This is a genomic window from Jiangella ureilytica (assembly GCF_004348545.1).
In the GTDB taxonomy this organism is placed as follows: Bacteria; Actinomycetota; Actinomycetes; order Jiangellales; family Jiangellaceae; genus Jiangella; species Jiangella ureilytica.
In genome coordinates this window covers 57,164-73,056 of record NZ_SMKL01000031.1, presented here as the reverse complement: position 1 = coordinate 73,056, position 15,893 = coordinate 57,164, and the positions used below count along the sequence as shown (strand labels likewise).

13 protein-coding genes are annotated in these 15,893 nt (G+C 69.3%); 2 read left to right on the top strand and 11 right to left on the bottom strand.

What is annotated here, in order from left to right; translation table 11 throughout:
* Positions 1-403 precede the first annotated feature (403 nt).
* On the top strand, positions 404-790 hold the full coding sequence (locus E1212_RS15350) for a VOC family protein (RefSeq protein ID WP_131983941.1): 387 nt from the start codon (positions 404-406) through the stop codon (positions 788-790).
* A 149-nt stretch (positions 791-939) separates the two neighbouring features.
* On the opposite strand, the gene E1212_RS15345 is transcribed toward E1212_RS15350, so the two are convergent.
* The 9 genes from E1212_RS15345 to E1212_RS15305 all read right to left on the bottom strand — a co-directional run bounded on the left by E1212_RS15345 (position 940) and on the right by E1212_RS15305 (position 13,171).
* Entirely contained in the window at positions 940-1,482 is a 543-nt protein-coding gene (locus E1212_RS15345; RefSeq protein ID WP_131983939.1) for a hypothetical protein, read from the bottom strand.
* Positions 1,483-1,841: 359 nt separating this feature from the next.
* On the bottom strand, positions 1,842-5,918 hold the full coding sequence (locus E1212_RS15340) for a ThuA domain-containing protein (RefSeq protein WP_131983937.1): 4,077 nt from the start codon (positions 5,916-5,918) through the stop codon (positions 1,842-1,844).
* 69 nt (positions 5,919-5,987) lie between these two features.
* Positions 5,988-6,869 carry a sugar phosphate isomerase/epimerase family protein gene (locus E1212_RS15335; RefSeq protein WP_131983935.1) on the bottom strand — a complete coding sequence of 294 codons (882 nt, stop codon included), beginning with the start codon at positions 6,867-6,869 and terminating at the stop codon, positions 5,988-5,990.
* Between the two features lie 2 nt (positions 6,870-6,871).
* Positions 6,872-7,636: an ABC transporter ATP-binding protein gene (locus E1212_RS15330; RefSeq protein ID WP_131983933.1), complete on the bottom strand. Its 765-nt coding sequence runs from the start codon at positions 7,634-7,636 to the stop codon at positions 6,872-6,874.
* A complete protein-coding gene (locus E1212_RS15325; protein ID WP_131983931.1) occupies positions 7,633-8,379 on the bottom strand; it encodes an ABC transporter ATP-binding protein in 747 nt (248 codons plus the stop codon). Before E1212_RS15325 ends, E1212_RS15330 begins: the two co-directional genes overlap by 4 nt.
* Before the next feature lie 10 nt (positions 8,380-8,389).
* The gene (locus E1212_RS15320; protein ID WP_131983929.1) at positions 8,390-9,862 is read right to left on the bottom strand and encodes an ABC transporter substrate-binding protein; all 1,473 of its coding nucleotides are present in this window, start codon (positions 9,860-9,862) and stop codon (positions 8,390-8,392) included.
* The gene (locus tag E1212_RS15315; protein ID WP_131983927.1) at positions 9,859-10,929 is read right to left on the bottom strand and encodes a branched-chain amino acid ABC transporter permease; all 1,071 of its coding nucleotides are present in this window, start codon (positions 10,927-10,929) and stop codon (positions 9,859-9,861) included. The genes E1212_RS15320 and E1212_RS15315 overlap by 4 nt, the downstream gene beginning before the upstream one ends.
* On the bottom strand, positions 10,926-11,999 hold the full coding sequence (locus E1212_RS15310; protein WP_131983925.1) for a branched-chain amino acid ABC transporter permease: 1,074 nt from the start codon (positions 11,997-11,999) through the stop codon (positions 10,926-10,928). Before E1212_RS15310 ends, E1212_RS15315 begins: the two co-directional genes overlap by 4 nt.
* Positions 12,000-12,067: 68 nt before the next feature.
* Positions 12,068-13,171: a Gfo/Idh/MocA family protein gene (locus tag E1212_RS15305; protein ID WP_131983923.1), complete on the bottom strand. Its 1,104-nt coding sequence runs from the start codon at positions 13,169-13,171 to the stop codon at positions 12,068-12,070.
* 86 nt (positions 13,172-13,257) lie between these two features.
* Here E1212_RS15305 and E1212_RS15300 point away from each other — a divergent pair, with 86 nt between their 5' ends.
* On the top strand, positions 13,258-14,436 hold the full coding sequence (locus E1212_RS15300; protein WP_131983921.1) for an AraC family transcriptional regulator: 1,179 nt from the start codon (positions 13,258-13,260) through the stop codon (positions 14,434-14,436).
* A gap of 250 nt (positions 14,437-14,686) precedes the next feature.
* Here E1212_RS15300 and E1212_RS15295 read toward each other — a convergent pair whose 3' ends face one another.
* Entirely contained in the window at positions 14,687-15,055 is a 369-nt protein-coding gene (locus E1212_RS15295) for a hypothetical protein (protein WP_131983919.1), read from the bottom strand.
* 91 nt (positions 15,056-15,146) lie between these two features.
* Positions 15,147-15,530 carry a DUF6766 family protein gene (locus E1212_RS15290; RefSeq protein WP_338033792.1) on the bottom strand — a complete coding sequence of 128 codons (384 nt, stop codon included), beginning with the start codon at positions 15,528-15,530 and terminating at the stop codon, positions 15,147-15,149.
* Positions 15,531-15,893: the final 363 nt, after the last annotated feature.

The window sequence follows — 15,893 nt, the reverse complement described above, 5'->3', positions numbered from 1 at the left end:
CCGGACCCTCACCATCAGCGGGAAACGCGTCCGGATCGTCACCACCCATCCAGAACCCACCACCCGCGAGCCGCACCATCCCCCGCGCCACATCCTTGACCTCGCGCACCGGCGGCACGAACGGCAGTTCCAGCCGAGCCGCCGAACCCCCGTGACCCACGGGCTCCCGATCCGCCGACGGCGCACAACACCCCGACATCAACTCTCCTCGATCTCGCGACCGGTGCTCACGCCATCATCATCCCTTGCCCGCCCCCCGAGTCGGTGCGGCCGCGATCTGCCGGTTCGCGCCGATGGCCGCCATGGCTCCGAACTCCAGGGTGTGGGCCCCCTCCGCCGCTCGTGCGGGCTCGTGCGGAACCCGCGCACGGGCGGCGACCTTCGAGGTGGCTACGCTCGCGGCATGGACATGAGACTGGAACTGGTGGCGGTGCCCGTGGCCGATGTCGACCGGGCCAAGGAGTTCTACGTCCGGGCCGGCTTCAATGCCGACCATGACCACACGGTCAGCGATACGGTCCGGTTCGTGCAGCTCACTCCGCCGGGGTCGGCCTGCTCGATCGCGATCGGCCTGGGGCTGACCGGCATGGAACCCGGGTCGCTGGACAACCTGCAGATGGTGGTGGCCGACGCCGACGCCGCCCGTGCCGACCTGGTGGCACGCGGCATCGACGTCAGCGAGGTCGACGACCAGCCGTGGGGCCGGTTCGTCTTCTTCTCCGACCCGGACGGCAACCGCTGGGCGCTGCAGCAGCTCCCGGACTGGTCTGCCGGCGCCCAGACCGGCTGACGGAGGAGTCCCCGCCCCTTACCTGGCAGGGATGCCGAGAAGGAGCGCCGCGGCGGCCGTCCCGCTCCCCTCCTACGTCGTCATGCGGACCGGGGCGAGCCCGGCCGTGCGCCGCTCGAGGACGAGGGCCTGGACTCGGTAGCTCGCGATCACAGCTGCGTGGCGTCGTTCTCCACCGTGTGGGAATCGGGCCGCCGTTCCGCCGCACTGTGACCGACTGCCCGCAGGGCCACCACAGCCGCTCCCACGGCCGGGTGCTTCGGCCCGCCTGGCAGCACCGTCTCCGCCGCCTCTGAGAGCGTCGCCAGATGTTTCCGTGCGACGATCACGGGCTCCCCGTCGGCACCGAGCACAGCGGACAACGCCTCGTCACCGTGACCAGCCGCCCTCGCCTCCGCGAGCACGAGCACCATCCGATCGAACGCCTGCTCGAGGTCGCGCACGGCCAGCCCGACCGTGCCGACCTTCGGCGCCAGCGCACCGTCGTCGAGCACCCGCAGACCCAAGCCGAGCGACTCCACGACGCGCCGTGCCTCCTGAGGCGACTCGGCACGGACGTGTGCCAGGAACCGGCCGTCGCTCAGGCTCGCCCACGCCAGTCCGGCCGACTCGACGACCGCGCGGTCGATGCCACGAAGCTCGGTCTCGGTCGGGATCCGGTCGATCGCCAAGGTGAACATCCGCTTCGTCACGCCACGCTCCCTCCCGAACGACTGAACCGCACCGCGATCGACCAGCCAGGCGCCGAGCTCCGAGTGCGGTCGTCGTCTGGGCGACCCAGCAGCCCCGCACGTGCGAGCGGTGCGGCCATTGAATCACGAGCCCGGACGACGCCCTCGCCAGCCCTGCTGTGAGGCGGGCGAGTCTCCCTTGCCGGGGACGCCCCCGTTCGCCGGCTGCTCGGTCGCCGGTGCCGGGTGGCCGTCGAGCACCGTGGGGACGTAGCCAGTCGTTCGGCGTCCAGCGTCTCGAGGTCGAGCGATCCGGTGGAGTCCGGGTGGCCCGGGGGGAGGAGAGTCCCCCGGACCACCCGTGTCGGGAACGAGCCGGTTCAGCCCTTGCCGACGTCGCTCCGGCCGGCGGCGAGGTTGACGGCGAGCGCCTCGCGTGTACTGAGCACGCCGTCCTCGACGAGCTGGTCCGTCACGTCACGCACGTGCCGGATGAACTCACCCCGGATCGCCCACGGCTCCTCGTCGCGGATCAGGTCGTTGACCGTGCACCCGCCGTCGACGCCGTGGTTCGTGACGCCGCTGTCGATGTCGCCGATGACGACGGTCCCGCGTTCGTCCGGATGGTGGCAGGTGCCCGGACCGCCGTCGCCGGCGGCGAGCTCCATCCAGTTCACCCGCACCGGGCCCGCGGGGAACACGAGGTGCAGCGGGAACGTGCCTTCGGTCGGGGTCAGCTCGATGGTGACGTCCTGCCACGTCGCGGCGTCGTCGGCGATCACGATCGTCGCGTCGTTGCCCTGCCCGGACGAGTCCGTCGCGGTCGTGCCGCCGTCCTCGTCGAACCGGTACCAGGCCACGTCGCCGCCGTCGCCTCCACCCGGCGCGGCCACCAGCGCCTGGATCTCGCTCGGGGACAGCGCACGGCTGAAGATGTTGACGTCGTCGACCGCACCGTTGAGCAGCGGATCCGCCGACCACTGGGAGTCGCCGACCCAGTTCTGCGTGGTCTGACCGAGGTCCGACGGGGTCAACGTCATGCCGGTGTTGGTCCCGATGGGTGCCCCATCGAGGTACAGCGTGCCCGTGCTACCCGACTGGGTGACGGCCACGTGGTGCCAGCCGTTGGTGGGCAGCGGCTGCGAGCCGTTGATCTGCTGCTCTCCGGCGCCGGTCGTGATCGCGTACCTGAGATTGTTCGTTCCGCCGGCGCCGGGCGTCAGGAACATGTAATTGCCGGTGCCGGAGCCGAAGTCGAACACCCGGGCCCACGTCTGGCCGCCGGCCCAGTTCACCCACGCGGAGATGGTGAAGTCCTCGACCCCGCTCATGACGCCCGCCGGCAGCTCCACCTTCTCGAGCTGGCTCGAGCCGCCGAGCCGGACGGCGCTGTGGAAGCCTTCCGGACCGGCTGTCCGCCCGATCTCGACGCTGCCCTCGATCTGGGCGGTGCCCAGCAGTTCGCCGTCGGGCGCGTCGCGCCGCACCTCGACCGTGGTGTCGTCGGCCGTCGCCACCCTCAGGCTCATCTCGCCGATGCCAGTGAGGTTGTACGGCTCGTACGCCGCCCAGGCCCCGTCCTGGCCGGCGATCGCGTCGCCGCCGCCGGTCTCCTCGTCGTTCGCATCGCTGACGTCGATGCCCGCCGACTGGTCGAAGTGCTCGGCCTCCTTGCGCTGCTGCTGCAAGAGGTGCGTGACGCCACCGGTCAGTGCCGGCGCGCCGGCTTCGCCGCCGTCGTCGGTGTAACTGGCCGTCACCGTCAGCGAGATGTCCGCTGCGTCGCCGTGCTCGGCGTCGTGCTGGGTGGCGAGCACGCCTTCGCAGCCGTTCTGCGCCTGGCCCGGGTGCACGTGAGCATTGCCGCCCTCGTCGTGGAACAGGCCTTGCTGCACGGTGACCCGCTCGCAGTCGATCGCCGCGCCCGAGCCGTCCTCCGCATCGACCACGGAGACCCGGTAGGGGATCTCGTCACCCCAGTCGAACACCTGCCCGTTCGCCGGCAGCTCGATCGTCACCTCGGGGCGGGTGTTCCCCGCGGTGATCGTGAGGTTGGAGTTGCCGGAACGCCCGGACGGGTCGGTGACCGTCAGCCGCACGGTGTACTCGCCGGATTCGGTGAAGGTGTGCGTGGGGTTCGGCTCGGCGGCCGTGGAACCGTCGCCGAAGTCCCACGCGTACGTGAGCTCGTCACCGTCCGGGTCGTGGCTGCCCTCACTGGAGAACGCGACCTCGAGCGGAGTCGGCCCGGAGTCCGTGTCGGAGCTCGCCAGCGCGATCGGCGTCCGTGCCCCCTCGGTGTAATTGATCTTGTACAGGCCCGAGTCCGGGTTGACGTTCTCCCCTGCGTAGTTGAAGTCCATGCCCCACTCGATGAGGTACATCGCACCGTCCGGCCCGAACTCCATGTCGTGCGGGCTGCGGAAGAGCGTGCTCGGCATGAACTGCTCGAAGCTCTCGTAGTCGCCGTTCTCATCCAGCCGCAGAGCGCCGATCCACTTGCGCGACCACTCCATGACGAACACGGCACCGTCGTAGTACTCCGGGAACTGGCCGTCGCCGAGCAGGCCCTCCTCGTAGTGGTAGACGTCACCTGCGTACGCCGTGCGGCCACCGCCGGTGGGGAGCTCCGGGAACTGCGGCGACACGCCGTACGGGTACCAGATGAAGGCGTCCTTGGCGGGCGGCACCACGTCCAGGCCCGTGTTGAAGGGCGAGTCGTTGACCGGGCCGTTCTCGCAGTCGAAGAACTCGCCCGGGGTGCTGGTGGCGAAGTCCCACTCGCGGTAGGCCTGGTTGTTCCCGATGCAGTACGGCCAGCCGTAGTTGCCGGCCTCGCGGATCTGGTTCCACTCGTCGTACCCGCGCGGGCCGCGGTTGGGGTTGTCGCTGCCGGCATCCGGCCCGACCTCGCCGGCGTAGAGCCAGCCGGTCTCGTCGTCGATGGCGATCCGGAACGGGTTGCGATGGCCCATCGTGTAGATCTCCGGCCGGGTCAGGTCCGGATCGGAGGTCTCGGGCGGGAAGAGGTTCCCTTCCGGGATCGAGTAGGTGCCGTCGTCCTCAGGAGTGATCCTGATGATCTTGCCGCGCAGGTCGTTGGTGTTGCCCGACGTCCGCCGGGCGTCATAGGAGCGCTTGGCGTCCTCGCTCACCTGGTTGTCGTAGATGCGCCCGTCGATGGGGGCGAAGCCCTGCGAGGCGAAGTGGGCGGTGTCGTCACCGGTGGAGATGTAGAGGTTGCCGTCCGGCCCGAACCTCATCGAGCCGGCGGAATGGCAGCAGACCTCGCGCTGATGCGGGATCTCGAGGAGCACCGACTCCGACGCCAGGTCAAGTTCGTCGCCGTCGACGGTGAACCGGGAGACGTGCTGCACCTCCGGCGACGGGGCGCTGTAGAACAGATACAGCCACTGGTTGGTCTCGAAGTCCGGGTCGAGCGCGATGCCGAGCAGCCCGTTCTCGTTGCCGCGGTGCACCGGGATCTGGGCGGCGACACTCACGGCGCCGGTGTCGGGATCGTAGATCTTCACCGTGCCGGCCAGCTCGACGTAGAACACCCGGCCGTCGGGTGCGACGGCGAGCTCCATCGGGTTGGCGGTGTTGTCGTCGAGGGCGATCTTCTCGAACGACGCTTCGGTGGGGATGCCGTCGCGGGGCTCGCCGCAGTCGCCGTCGGCGACACCGGCGGCCCACTCGATTCCGCCGAGCAGATGGTCGCGCATCAGCGGCTCGTCGTAGTGCTCCGAGCTGTGGCCCAGCGCGGTGTACCAGGTGCGGCCGCCGTCGAAGTTGGCGCACCAGGCGATCGGATGGTCCTCGCCCATGGCGCCGGATCCCGGGTTGTAGGTCGACTCGTCCAGTGTGGCCAGGACGTGGACCTTCTCCCGCGGGTTGGCGGTGAAGTTGTACCACTCGTCCTCGCGGATCCACTCGGCCGGCAGACCAGCCGTCGACGGGTGGGTGTCATCCTCGATCCGCACCGTGGCGTCCTGGAACTGGTCCGCTCCAGAGGGGTGGTTCCGGAAGAACGCGCCGCCCATGAGGTCCGACCACCACGGCCAGTTGGTCTTGTCCATGTTCGACGTCGAGTGCAGGCCGGCGAAGCCGCCACCGCGGTGGATGTAGCGCTCGAACGCCTGGCGCTGACCGGCGTTCAGCGTGTTCTCGCCGTCGGTGAAGAAGACGATCGCCTCGAACTCGGCCAGCCCGTCGTCGGTGAAGATCGACGCGTCCTGCGTCTCGGTCACCGTGAAGCCGTGCTCCACGCCGAGTTCCTCGACGGCGTTGAGAGCGGCCGGGATGGAATCGTGCCGGAAGCCGGTCGTCTTGTGGAAGAACAGGACCTGGTACTCGGACTCGGGGACGTGGGCGGCGCTGATGGCGATGCCCGGGAGCAGCGATGCCAGGAAGGCCACCACCAGCGTGAACGGGATGTAACGATACAGTCGTCGCATAGACCTCTCACCGTCGCTTCGTTGCGGATGTGGACCGAGGATCGTCCGAGGGTGAACAGCCCGGGGTGCTCAGTTCGCTGAGGACCTCCCTCCCTGCACCACACCGGTGAGGAACGCGAGTCCGTCGACGGCGATGGCATCCTGTGTCTTCGCCAACGGCCGCCAGATCGACGCCGCGGTGGCGATCGTCGCGTTGTCGCCGGTGAATGACTCGATGACGAGCGGACCCCGGTAGCCGGCCGCGTCCAGGGCGGCGACGATTCCGGGCCAGTTCAGGTGATCGGCGCCCGGTGCGCCGCGATCGTTCGCACAGACCTGCACGTGCGCGATGCGGCCGGCGGCCCTCCGGATGGCCTCGGTGATGCTGCGTTCCTCGATGTTCATGTGGAACACGTCCAGACCCAGGCCGCAGCCGCCGGTCGGGAGGCCGTCCAGTGCCTCCAGCGCCTGGTCGACTGTGTTGACCAGGCTGGTCTCGAAGCGGTTGAGGGGCTCGACGGCGACGGTGACCCCTGCGTCCATCGCGTGCCCGACCACGGGCCCGAGGCTGTCGCGCAACTGCTCGTAGCAGCCCCGCCGTTCCGCCTCGCTGATGCGCCACGTCCGTCCGACGGAGGTGTAGATCGGCCCCGCGACCACGGGCGACGAGACCGTCGCGGCGATGTCGATCACCTGGCGCAGGAAGTCCTGCGTCGTCTGGATCGTCTCCCGGTCGGTGCTCACGAGCTCACGCCCCGGACCCATGCCGACGACGACCGTTGCCGACAGGCCGAGCCCGTGGAGTAGGGTCGCCGCCCTGGCCGGATCCCAGTCATCGACGGTCTCGATCGGGAGCTCGATGACGTCGAAGCCCCAGCCCCGGATCCGCGGCGCCAACTCGGCCAGCCGCCGATCGGTCAGCGGCGAGGTCCAGATCCAGGTGTTGGCCCCGAGCGCTCTCGTCGACGTCATGCTCACTCCCCTTCCGTGTGCCGGCGCCCGGTGGCGGCGCCGGCCGGCGCCGCGGAGCCGACACCGAGATATCTGTGCTGCAGGTCGGGTCGGTTCAGGAGCTCGTCGCCGGTGAACTGCGCCTCGATACGGCCCGAGACCATGACGAGCTGCCGATCCGCCAGCCGCACCGCGGCGCGCAGGTTCTGCTCGACGACGAGCACGGCGACGCCCTCGGCCACCAGGTGACGGACGATCTCGACCAGCACGTCGACGATCGTCGGTGCCAGCCCTTCGGAGGGTTCGTCCATCACGATCAGGGGCGCGTTCAGCAGCAGCGCTCTGCCGACCGCCAGCATCTGCTGCTCGCCGCCGGACAGGTCCGCTCCGCCGTGGTGCCGGCGTTCGGCCAGCCGCGGGAACAGCTCGTAGACCGCGTCGGGCGTCCACCGTCTGCCCCGGGCTCGGCGGGCCAGCATCGCGAGGTGCTCGTCGACGGTGAGCGAGGGGAAGAGCCGGCGACCCTGGGGTACGTAGGCGATGCCGGCGCGAGCGATCGTCTCGGGGGCCATGCCGTCGAGCCGCCGGCCGGCCAGCAGGACCTCGCCACCCGACGCGGGAAGGAAGCCGACCAGCGTGTCGCACAGTGTGGTCTTGCCCATCCCGTTGCGCCCCACGACGGCGACCGACTCGACCCCCATGCTGAAGCTCAGACCGTCGAGGACCAGAGACGCTCCATATCCGGTTCGCAGGTCGCGGACCTCGAGCAGCGCGTCGTCCCGTGTCATGCCGCCTCCGTGCCGAGATAGATGTGGTGGACGTGCGGATCCGCGCGGACCTGCTCCGGCGTCCCGGCCATGACCTGCTCGCCGTCCGCCATCACGACGACCCGCTGCGCGATCCGGAACGCGACGTCCATGTCGTGCTCGATGAGCAGCAGAGTCAGCTGCTGGTCGAACGACTCGAGCAGCTCCGCCAGCCGCTCGCGCTCGCCCCGGGACAGGCCCGACGCGGGTTCGTCGAGCAGCATCACGTCCGGGTCGGTGGCGATGGCCATCGCCAGCTCGAGCTGGCGCCGCTGTCCGTGCGCGAGCTCGCCCGCCACCACGTCGATCTGTTCGGACAGCCATGCCCGGGACGCCACGTCGGAGGCCTCGTCGCGCATCGCCCGGTCGGCCGGGGACCACCAGAGCGCCCGGTGCCGGCCTCGATGACCAGCGAGCGCGAGATAGATGTTCTCTCGCACCGTGAGGCCGGCGAAGGCGCGCGCCTTCTGGTAGGTGCGCGCCAGCCCGAGGCGGGGCCGGTGCCGCGACGGCCGGTAGGTGCAGTCCTGTCCCCTGATGACCACCGCACCGGTCGTCGGTGCGATGTCGCCGGCGATGACGTTGAACAGCGTGGTCTTGCCGGCGCCGTTCGGCCCGATGATGGCCAGTCGCTCACCCTGCGCGATGTCGAGATCGATACCGCGCAGGGCGCGCAGGCCTCCGAACGCCACCGTGACGCCGGTGACCTGGACGACGGACGCCATGGCAGACCTCCTAACTCTGCGGGACGCCGTCGACGACGGGGATGGCGTTGCCCACCCAGGGCAGCTCACGCTCCTCACACGCCGGGAAGTCCCGGCCCGGCGAGGGAGTGTCGGGGCTGAACGTGCCGCCGAACGTCTGGTCGACGCCCGGCACGATGGCCACCGTCTCCTGGACGACCTCGCCGGACTCGTCGAGCACGAGACGCGACAGGCCGACGTCGACGACTCCGCTGCGGTTCTCGTCCAGGCCGATGTCGCCGTAGGGCAGGTCCAGGGCCAGGCCCGCGATCACCTCGTGGAAGGCGTCGAGGTCAGAGATGTCGCCGCCCACCGCTTCCAGCGACTCCACCAGCGCGACCCCTGCGGTGTAGTAGCCGTAGAAGAAGCCGAACGCCGCGGCCACCGACGGCGGTGCGGGCTCGTTGCCGCTCAGCGAGCCCGGAATGGTCTCCCAGGTCTCGTCGGCGGCGGCCAGGTACTCCTCGATCTCGGGCGTGCGAACGTCGGCCGGCAGCGTGGCGAAGCCACCGACATACGCGCCGGCGATGTCGGTGCCGAGCGCCTGCGCCAGATCGGGATTGAAGAACAGGTTGCCGGCGTGCTGGTCGCCGGTGAGGTCGCCCTTGCCGTTGACGAATGCTTCGAGCGCGGCCTGGGTGCCCGTCCCGCCGACGGCCCAGAAATACCCGTCGACCTCGTCGGGGTTCGGCAGCTGGGCGATGTAGGACGAGTAGTCGGTGGTTCCGAGCGGCGGGAAGACGCGGTGGGTGACCTCGCCGCCGACGGCGCAGAAGTCCGCCACGAAGCCCGCGGCAGACGTGTGGCCGAAGCTGTAGTCGTCGGCGATCACCGCGACGGTGTCCCAGCCCTCCTGGTTGTGCAGCAGGTCGCCGAGTCCGGCGCTCCAGATGGCGCCGTCGCCGTAGAAGCGGAAGTAGTTCGGCGCCTGGACCTGAAGAGTCTGCTCCTGCGACCCGGAGATGCCCGCGAAGACGGTGAGCTCGGGGTTCGCCTTGGCGTACTCGGCGATCGCGATGCCCTCGTCACCGGAGAGCGGCCCGATGATCACGTTGGCACCCAGCTGCTCGACCAGCCGGCGCACCTCCTGGACGATGCGGTCGGCGGTGTCGTCGCCACAGCCGATGCCGACGAGTTCGATCGGCGTCCCGGCGACCTCGGCGCCGCTGAACCCCTCCAGTGCGCTGGTCGTGGAGTTGGGTGTCGCTCCGGCGAACCGCGCCAGGGCCAGGGTGGTGCCGGCGACGACGTCCTCGTGAAAGCCGCCGAACGGACCCTCGCACTGACCGAGGATGCCCAGCCGGATCCCGTCGCCGGCGCCGGACGGCGACCCGGCGCCGGCGGGGCTCTGCTCGTCGGCGGGCAGTCCGGTGGAGTCGCCGTCACCGCCGCAGCCCGCCGCCACCAGCGCCAGCCCCGCCGTCACGGAGAGCGCGAGCGCTGTTCGTCGCTTCAATCTGCTCATGATCGTGTTCCTCCGAGTTCCTTCTGAGTCGTGTGAACGGGTAGGGATCGGCCGTCCGACGGGGCGGGCTCGGTCGCGGCCCGGCGCCGCAAGCGGCCGCGCAACCGCTGGATGATCCCCGTCAGGCCCTCGGGTGAGAGGACCATGATCGCCAAGACGATGACGCCGATGACCGTGTTGAACCGCGCCTCGGTGATGCCGATGCGGTCGACGAGCGGCAGATCGCGCAGGTAGGTGAACACCAGGACGTAGACGAAGGCCCCGAGCCAGGCGCCCCCGAGTGACGAGATGCCGCCGATGACGGCGATGATCAGCAGAATCAGGGTGGGCCCGATGGAGATCGACGCGGGATCGATCTGCCCGTTCCACCACACGTTCAGCAGCCCGGCGAGCCCGGCCACGAACCCGGCCAGCGTGAACGCCAACGCCCGGTGCAGCGGCACGTTGAAGCCCAGCGACGCCATCCGGACCGGGTCGTCGCGAACGCCTTGCAGCGCCAGCCCGAACGCCGTCCGCCGGATTGCCCGGAAGCCCACGTAGGCCAGCACCGAGAGCAGCAGGCCCGCGTAGTACAGCCGGACCGGCGGTCCCAAGAGGTCCGGCCGCTGGATGCTCGTGATGCCGCCGGGTCCGGAGATCTCCACGATCTGGGCGAACACGAAGTAGCCGATGACCCCGTAGACCAGGGTCAGCATGAGGAAGTAGATGCCCGTGGTCCGGCTCGCGATGGCGCCGAGCACGAACGCGGCCAGCGTCGTGACGACGATCGCGAACCCGACGGCGGCCCACGGATGCCAGCCGAGGTTCAGGCCCCTCGCACCGCCCTCGAGCGCCGCGTTGCCGAACATGAAGCCGGCGACTCCGAACATCAGGAGCTGGGCCAGCGAGGTCATGCCGCCGTACTTGGCCAGGAACACGATGGTCGCCGCCGCCAGCCCCAGGATCAGCGTCTGGGTCATGACGAAGTTGACGAAGAACGCCGTCGCGAGGCTCGGCAGCAGCACCAGGAAGAGGACCAGGACGGCGAGGGCGAGGGTCTCGCCGGTCAGGCGAGGGCGCAGGTTCATGCCGGCCTCCCGAACAGCCCGTAGGGACGCACGGCCAGCACGAGCGCCAGGAGACCGAACGTCATGATGATCGCGTAGTAGGAGTACTGGCTGGGCAGGTACGCGGGTGAGAAGGCGACCACCGTGCCGTACAACAGTGAGCCGGCGGCCGCGCCCTTGAGCGAGCCGAGTCCACCGATGATCACCACGACGAGCGCGTTCAACAGCCAGCTGCCGTCCGTCCCGGGAGCGGCGCCGGCGAACGACGCCCCGAGCACCCCGCCGACGCCGGCCAGGAAGGAGCCGACGAGGAAGGTGAGCGCGAACACCCGCCGGATGTTGATGCCGAGGCCTCGCACCATCTGCCGGTCGTCCACGCCCGCCCGGATGACCATGCCGATGCTCGTCCGGTTCAGCCAGAGCCACAGCAGCACGCCGATCAGCACGGCGATCGCCAGCATGAAGAGCCTGGTGGCTGCGTAGCGCTCGCCGAAGATCGAGAAGAAGTGCGTCACCGTGCCGGGCCAGACCATCCGCTGCGCGAGCCCGCCGAACTCACGCAACATCTGGTCGGCCAGCACGACGGTGATCGCCAGGGTCATCAGCGTCTGCCGCATCTCCTGACCTTCGTTCCACTGCAGGAACACCTGCTGGATCAGCAGACCGAGCACAGCCGCGACACCGGCACCGGCCAGCAGCGGCACCACCCAGTCGAGCAGGCCCACGTCGGCCGGGTCGATGTTGCGGGACCGCCCGACCATGGCCTCCTGCACCCGGATGGCGACGTAGGCGGCCAGCAGGAACAGCGAGCCGTGGGCCATGTTCACCGTGCGCATCAGGCCGAAGATCAGGGTGAAGCCGGACGCGGCGACGAACGACAGGCCCGCGAAGGTCACCGCGTCCAGGGCCGTCACCAGGAACTTGCCCGGGTCGTCCGCCGCCGCTCCCGCCGGGGTGCCGTCGGCGAGGAGCAGGACCCAGGCGGCGACCGCGACCACGACGACCGCGGCGACCAACACCGGCGGCCGGCGCAAGGCTGCCGCCCGGTTCCTCCGGATGGCCCGGTCCACATCGGTCAGGGCAGGCGTCATCGATACCTCCCACAGTCGAGCGCCGATCGGCGCGTGGTCGTCGGACGACCTGTGCGTGGCGGCAGGTGTCAGCTCGTGTAGTCCGGGATCGCCACCCGAGTGCCACCGTTCATGGCCGACTCGTGGGCGCAGATCCCGACCGATGTCCAGTTCGCGGCGGTGACCTCGTCGATCGCAGGGGCCCGGTCCTCGAGGATGCTGCGGACGAACTCGTGTGCCAGGTGCGGATGCGATCCACCGTGCCCGCTGCCCTGGATGAACGAGAGATGCTCGTTCTCGTCGTCGTAGACGCCGTGCGTCGTGAACGGGGCGATCTCCGGCGGCAGACGATGCGCGAAGTCCCCGATCTCGACGGGCTTGGGGATCTCGCCGACATGCAGAACATGACCCGAGCCCTGGGTCTGTTCCCATTCGAATGTCGCCAGGTCACCGAACACCGTGAAGCTCTCGACGTATTCACGGGCGGTCTCGAACAACGAACGAGCGATCTCCGCGCCGACCGGAGAGTCCCGCAGCGTGATGAGTGCGCTCTCGACCGCGAACGGAGAACCGTACTTCGCGGTGAGTTCCGGGGAGATCCGCCCCGAGCCGAGGCACACGACGCTCTCGGCCAGCGCGCCCGCCAACGACAGCACCGGGCTCACGGCATGCGTGGCGTAGTGCATCGGAGGAAGGCCCTCCCAGTACCCCGGCCACCCCGCCATCTCCTGGTGGTGCGCGCCGCGGAGGAACTGGATCCGGCCCAGCGTGCCGTTCTCGGCGAGCTCCTTGACGTGCAGGAACTCACGGGAGTAGACGACGGTCTCCATCATCATGTAGTTCTTGCCGGACTCACGGACCGCCGTGACGATCGCCCGGCATTCGTCGAGGGTCGTGGCCATCGGCACCGTGCAGGCGACGTGCTTGCCCGCGCGGAGGGCCGCGATCGTCTGAGGTGCGTGGTCGGGAATGGGCGTGTTGATGTGCACCGCATCGATGTCCGGATCCGCGAGCAACGCGGCGAAATCCCTGTAGCGGCGAGGAACGCCGAAACGGTCGGCCGTCTCGTTGAGTGCAGTCTCGGTGCGTTGACACACGGCGACGAGTTCGGCGTCCGGATGGGCTTGATAGATCGGCACGAACTCGGACCCGAAACCGAGTCCGGCGATGGCCACCCGTACTTTCTGCGTCATCGTTGACCTCCTGTGATGTGAAAGGCTACGGAGGACACATCGGGGCGAACCATGCGCAATCCAGCAGCAGACCTTAGATTTTTTACATGCCTGTCATCGGGACGCGACACGTCGCGCTGCTGGTCGAGACCTCGAACGCCTACGCCCGCGGACTGCTCGTCGGCGTGAAGAAGTACGTCGAGGAACACCCGCACTGGTCGCTCTACCTGGCCGAGCACAGCCGTCACGAGACCGACTTCTCCTGGCTCGAGGGCTGGCACGGCGACGGCATCATGGCCAGGATCGAGAACGAGGAGACCGCCCGCTTCATCCGCCGGCTCGGTCTGCCGACGGTGGACCTCAGCGCCGCCCGGCTGGTCCCGGAGCTCCCGGGTGTCGAGACCGACGACGGCACGATCGCACGCTGGGCGGTCGGTCATTTCGCCGAGCGCGGCCTTCGGCACTTCGCCTTCTGCGGCGACGAGCGGTTCGCCTGGTCGGTGAAGCGCGGCGAATGGTTCGCGGGCCACGTTCGTCAGCACGGCGCGACACCGCACGAGTTCCGGATGAAGCCCTCCAGCATGCGCGCCGCCGACCGCGAACTCCTGGCCACCTGGCTCACCGGGCTGCCGAAGCCCGTCGGGGTCCTCGCCTGCTACGACATCGCCGGTCAGGAGGTTCTCGAGGCCTGCAAGATCGCCGGCCTGGCGGTGCCTGACTCCGTCGCCGTCATCGGCGTCGACAACGACGAGCTGATCGGCAACCTCACGACGCCGCCGCTGTCGAGCATCGAGCCGAACACCACCGCGACGGGGTATCTGGCCGCGCATCTGCTCGACCTGATGATGCAGGGCCAGTCGCTTGAACCCGGCCTGCGCCTCATCGAGCCCATCCGCATCGTCGCCCGCCAGTCGTCGGACATCCTCGCCGTCGACGATCCGCTGGTCTCCGAAGCACTGCGGTTCATCCGCGCCAGGTCGGACCAGAACCTCGCCGTCACCGCGGTGCTCCGCCACGTCGGGCTCTCCCGCCGCGCACTCGACCTCCGGTTCGCCGAGACCCTGGGACGGACGGTCCACAGCGAGATCATCAGGGTCCGCGTCGCGCACGTCGCCGAACTGCTCTCCTCGACGGACTGGACGCTGCAACAGATCGCCGAGCGGCTGGACTTCAGCCACTCCGAGTACATGAGCGTCGTCTTCAAGAAGCACACCGGCACGTCCCCCGGCCAGTACCGCCGGACGGTCAACGGTTCCGTGGCGCGCCAGGCCTTCTGGCAGGAGTGACCGCCCAGCGAGCGCGCGCAACCGCTTCCTCGAGCGCTGCCACGGAGTCGATCGCGGCGATCTCCCGAAGCGCCCGCGGCGTGATCGGATGGTGCGTCAGGTGTGCGACGTCGTCGACGACAAGGGGGACGCTCGAAGCCCTGGCCGACCCGAGAGCTCGCTCCGTACTCGTCTCGCCGATGCCCGCGAGCACCGGGACGGATCGGTCGACGGCGTCGACAGAGGGCGTGGTTCCGGCGGGCAGCTCAGTTCATTCGTCGATCCAAGGAGCGACGTCGTCCATCTTCTCGTAGTACTTCTCGAGGTGCCTCTTGACCCGGTCGATGTCGGCCGATGGAAGGTCGACTCCCCCACGCGCGCCCTGCATCACGTTCCCGGCGGCCATCACGCCGCGAGGCACCGCACGCACTCTGCCGTCGATCACGTCCGCGATGCGGAGCTTGTAAGAGGTGAAGTTGTCCTTCTTGTCGGCGTCGTACCAGACGTGCGCGTCTCGGTACTTCTCGTTCGGTTCGTCCTCGGCATCCGCCCACCTGCGGATGCGCTTCTCAGCCGCGTCTCCGTCCCACTCGTGATCACGGTCGGCCAAGGGCAGATCCTGAAAGGCGGTCACAGCCATCGCGGTCTCCTTGTCTGTCCGAATCGGCGTCGGCGGGGCGGCCTGTGAGGCGCCGCACGGCCGTCGTACCCCCGGAGGGATCGAGCGGGTCTCACCTGCCCGAGGCGTGGGGCTCAGGATCGATCGCCGCCTCGTCACCCTCCTCCGGACCCACCTCGCCGGCGCCCACCCGCTCATGGATGCTGTCGATCTTGCGCTCGATCCGCTCCAAATCCTCCGCGTCAGCCTGGAACAACAGATGCTTCGCCGCCAGCAACAGCACCGCCTGGAACACCAGCTGCAGCCACTCGCTCTGCCAGTTCTCGAACGTCGAGGCGAAGAACGACGTCAGATACTCCGACCAGCTGAACGGCTCGCCGTGCACCTGCTGCTCGCTGCGGAACTCCGACAACTGCGTGAAGAACTGCCCCAGCCACGAACCCAGGAACAACAGGATCAGCACATACACCGCACCCCACCGACGCAGATTCCGCATCAGATCCTCCTCCACTCGACCGCAGCGGTACGTACCCCGTCGCGTCAGAGCCCATGCCCGGCCGGCGGAGCGGCTCCCGCTGATGAACGGGTGCGCCCGCCAGGCCCTGGTGGTGCCGGACGCGGGTGCGGGTGGGCACGGTGCCGACGGAGTCGAGTCGAACCCTTCAGGCCGACGTCGTGCGACGTCACGTCGACCGCGATCCACGACCTCGACGCGTCCCATCGTGGTTCGAGAGCGGCCATCCCGACGAGGCGGGCAGCCGCAGGCGGCACGGAGGTGGGACATCCCTGGCACCAGCCCGGCGGCGCCGTGCTCTTCTCGTGAACGCCCCGACAACCCATGAGACGGCGTCGCTTCCGC

Excerpts from the sequence above, each read along its gene's own strand:
- E1212_RS15350 (WP_131983941.1), top strand. The coding sequence starts at position 404 with ATGGACATGAGACTGGAACTGGTGGCGGTGCCCGTGGCCGATGTCGAC.
- E1212_RS15340 (WP_131983937.1), bottom strand. The coding sequence starts at position 5,918 with ATGCGACGACTGTATCGTTACATCCCGTTCACGCTGGTGGTGGCCTTC.
- E1212_RS15335 (WP_131983935.1), bottom strand. The coding sequence starts at position 6,869 with ATGACGTCGACGAGAGCGCTCGGGGCCAACACCTGGATCTGGACCTCG.
- E1212_RS15330 (WP_131983933.1), bottom strand. The coding sequence starts at position 7,636 with ATGACACGGGACGACGCGCTGCTCGAGGTCCGCGACCTGCGAACCGGA.
- E1212_RS15325 (WP_131983931.1), bottom strand. The coding sequence starts at position 8,379 with ATGGCGTCCGTCGTCCAGGTCACCGGCGTCACGGTGGCGTTCGGAGGC.
- E1212_RS15320 (WP_131983929.1), bottom strand. The coding sequence starts at position 9,862 with ATGAGCAGATTGAAGCGACGAACAGCGCTCGCGCTCTCCGTGACGGCG.
- E1212_RS15315 (WP_131983927.1), bottom strand. The coding sequence starts at position 10,929 with ATGAACCTGCGCCCTCGCCTGACCGGCGAGACCCTCGCCCTCGCCGTC.
- E1212_RS15310 (WP_131983925.1), bottom strand. The coding sequence starts at position 11,999 with ATGACGCCTGCCCTGACCGATGTGGACCGGGCCATCCGGAGGAACCGG.
- E1212_RS15305 (WP_131983923.1), bottom strand. The coding sequence starts at position 13,171 with ATGACGCAGAAAGTACGGGTGGCCATCGCCGGACTCGGTTTCGGGTCC.
- E1212_RS15300 (WP_131983921.1), top strand. The coding sequence starts at position 13,258 with ATGCCTGTCATCGGGACGCGACACGTCGCGCTGCTGGTCGAGACCTCG.
- E1212_RS15295 (WP_131983919.1), bottom strand. The coding sequence starts at position 15,055 with ATGGCTGTGACCGCCTTTCAGGATCTGCCCTTGGCCGACCGTGATCAC.
- E1212_RS15290 (WP_338033792.1), bottom strand. The coding sequence starts at position 15,530 with ATGCGGAATCTGCGTCGGTGGGGTGCGGTGTATGTGCTGATCCTGTTG.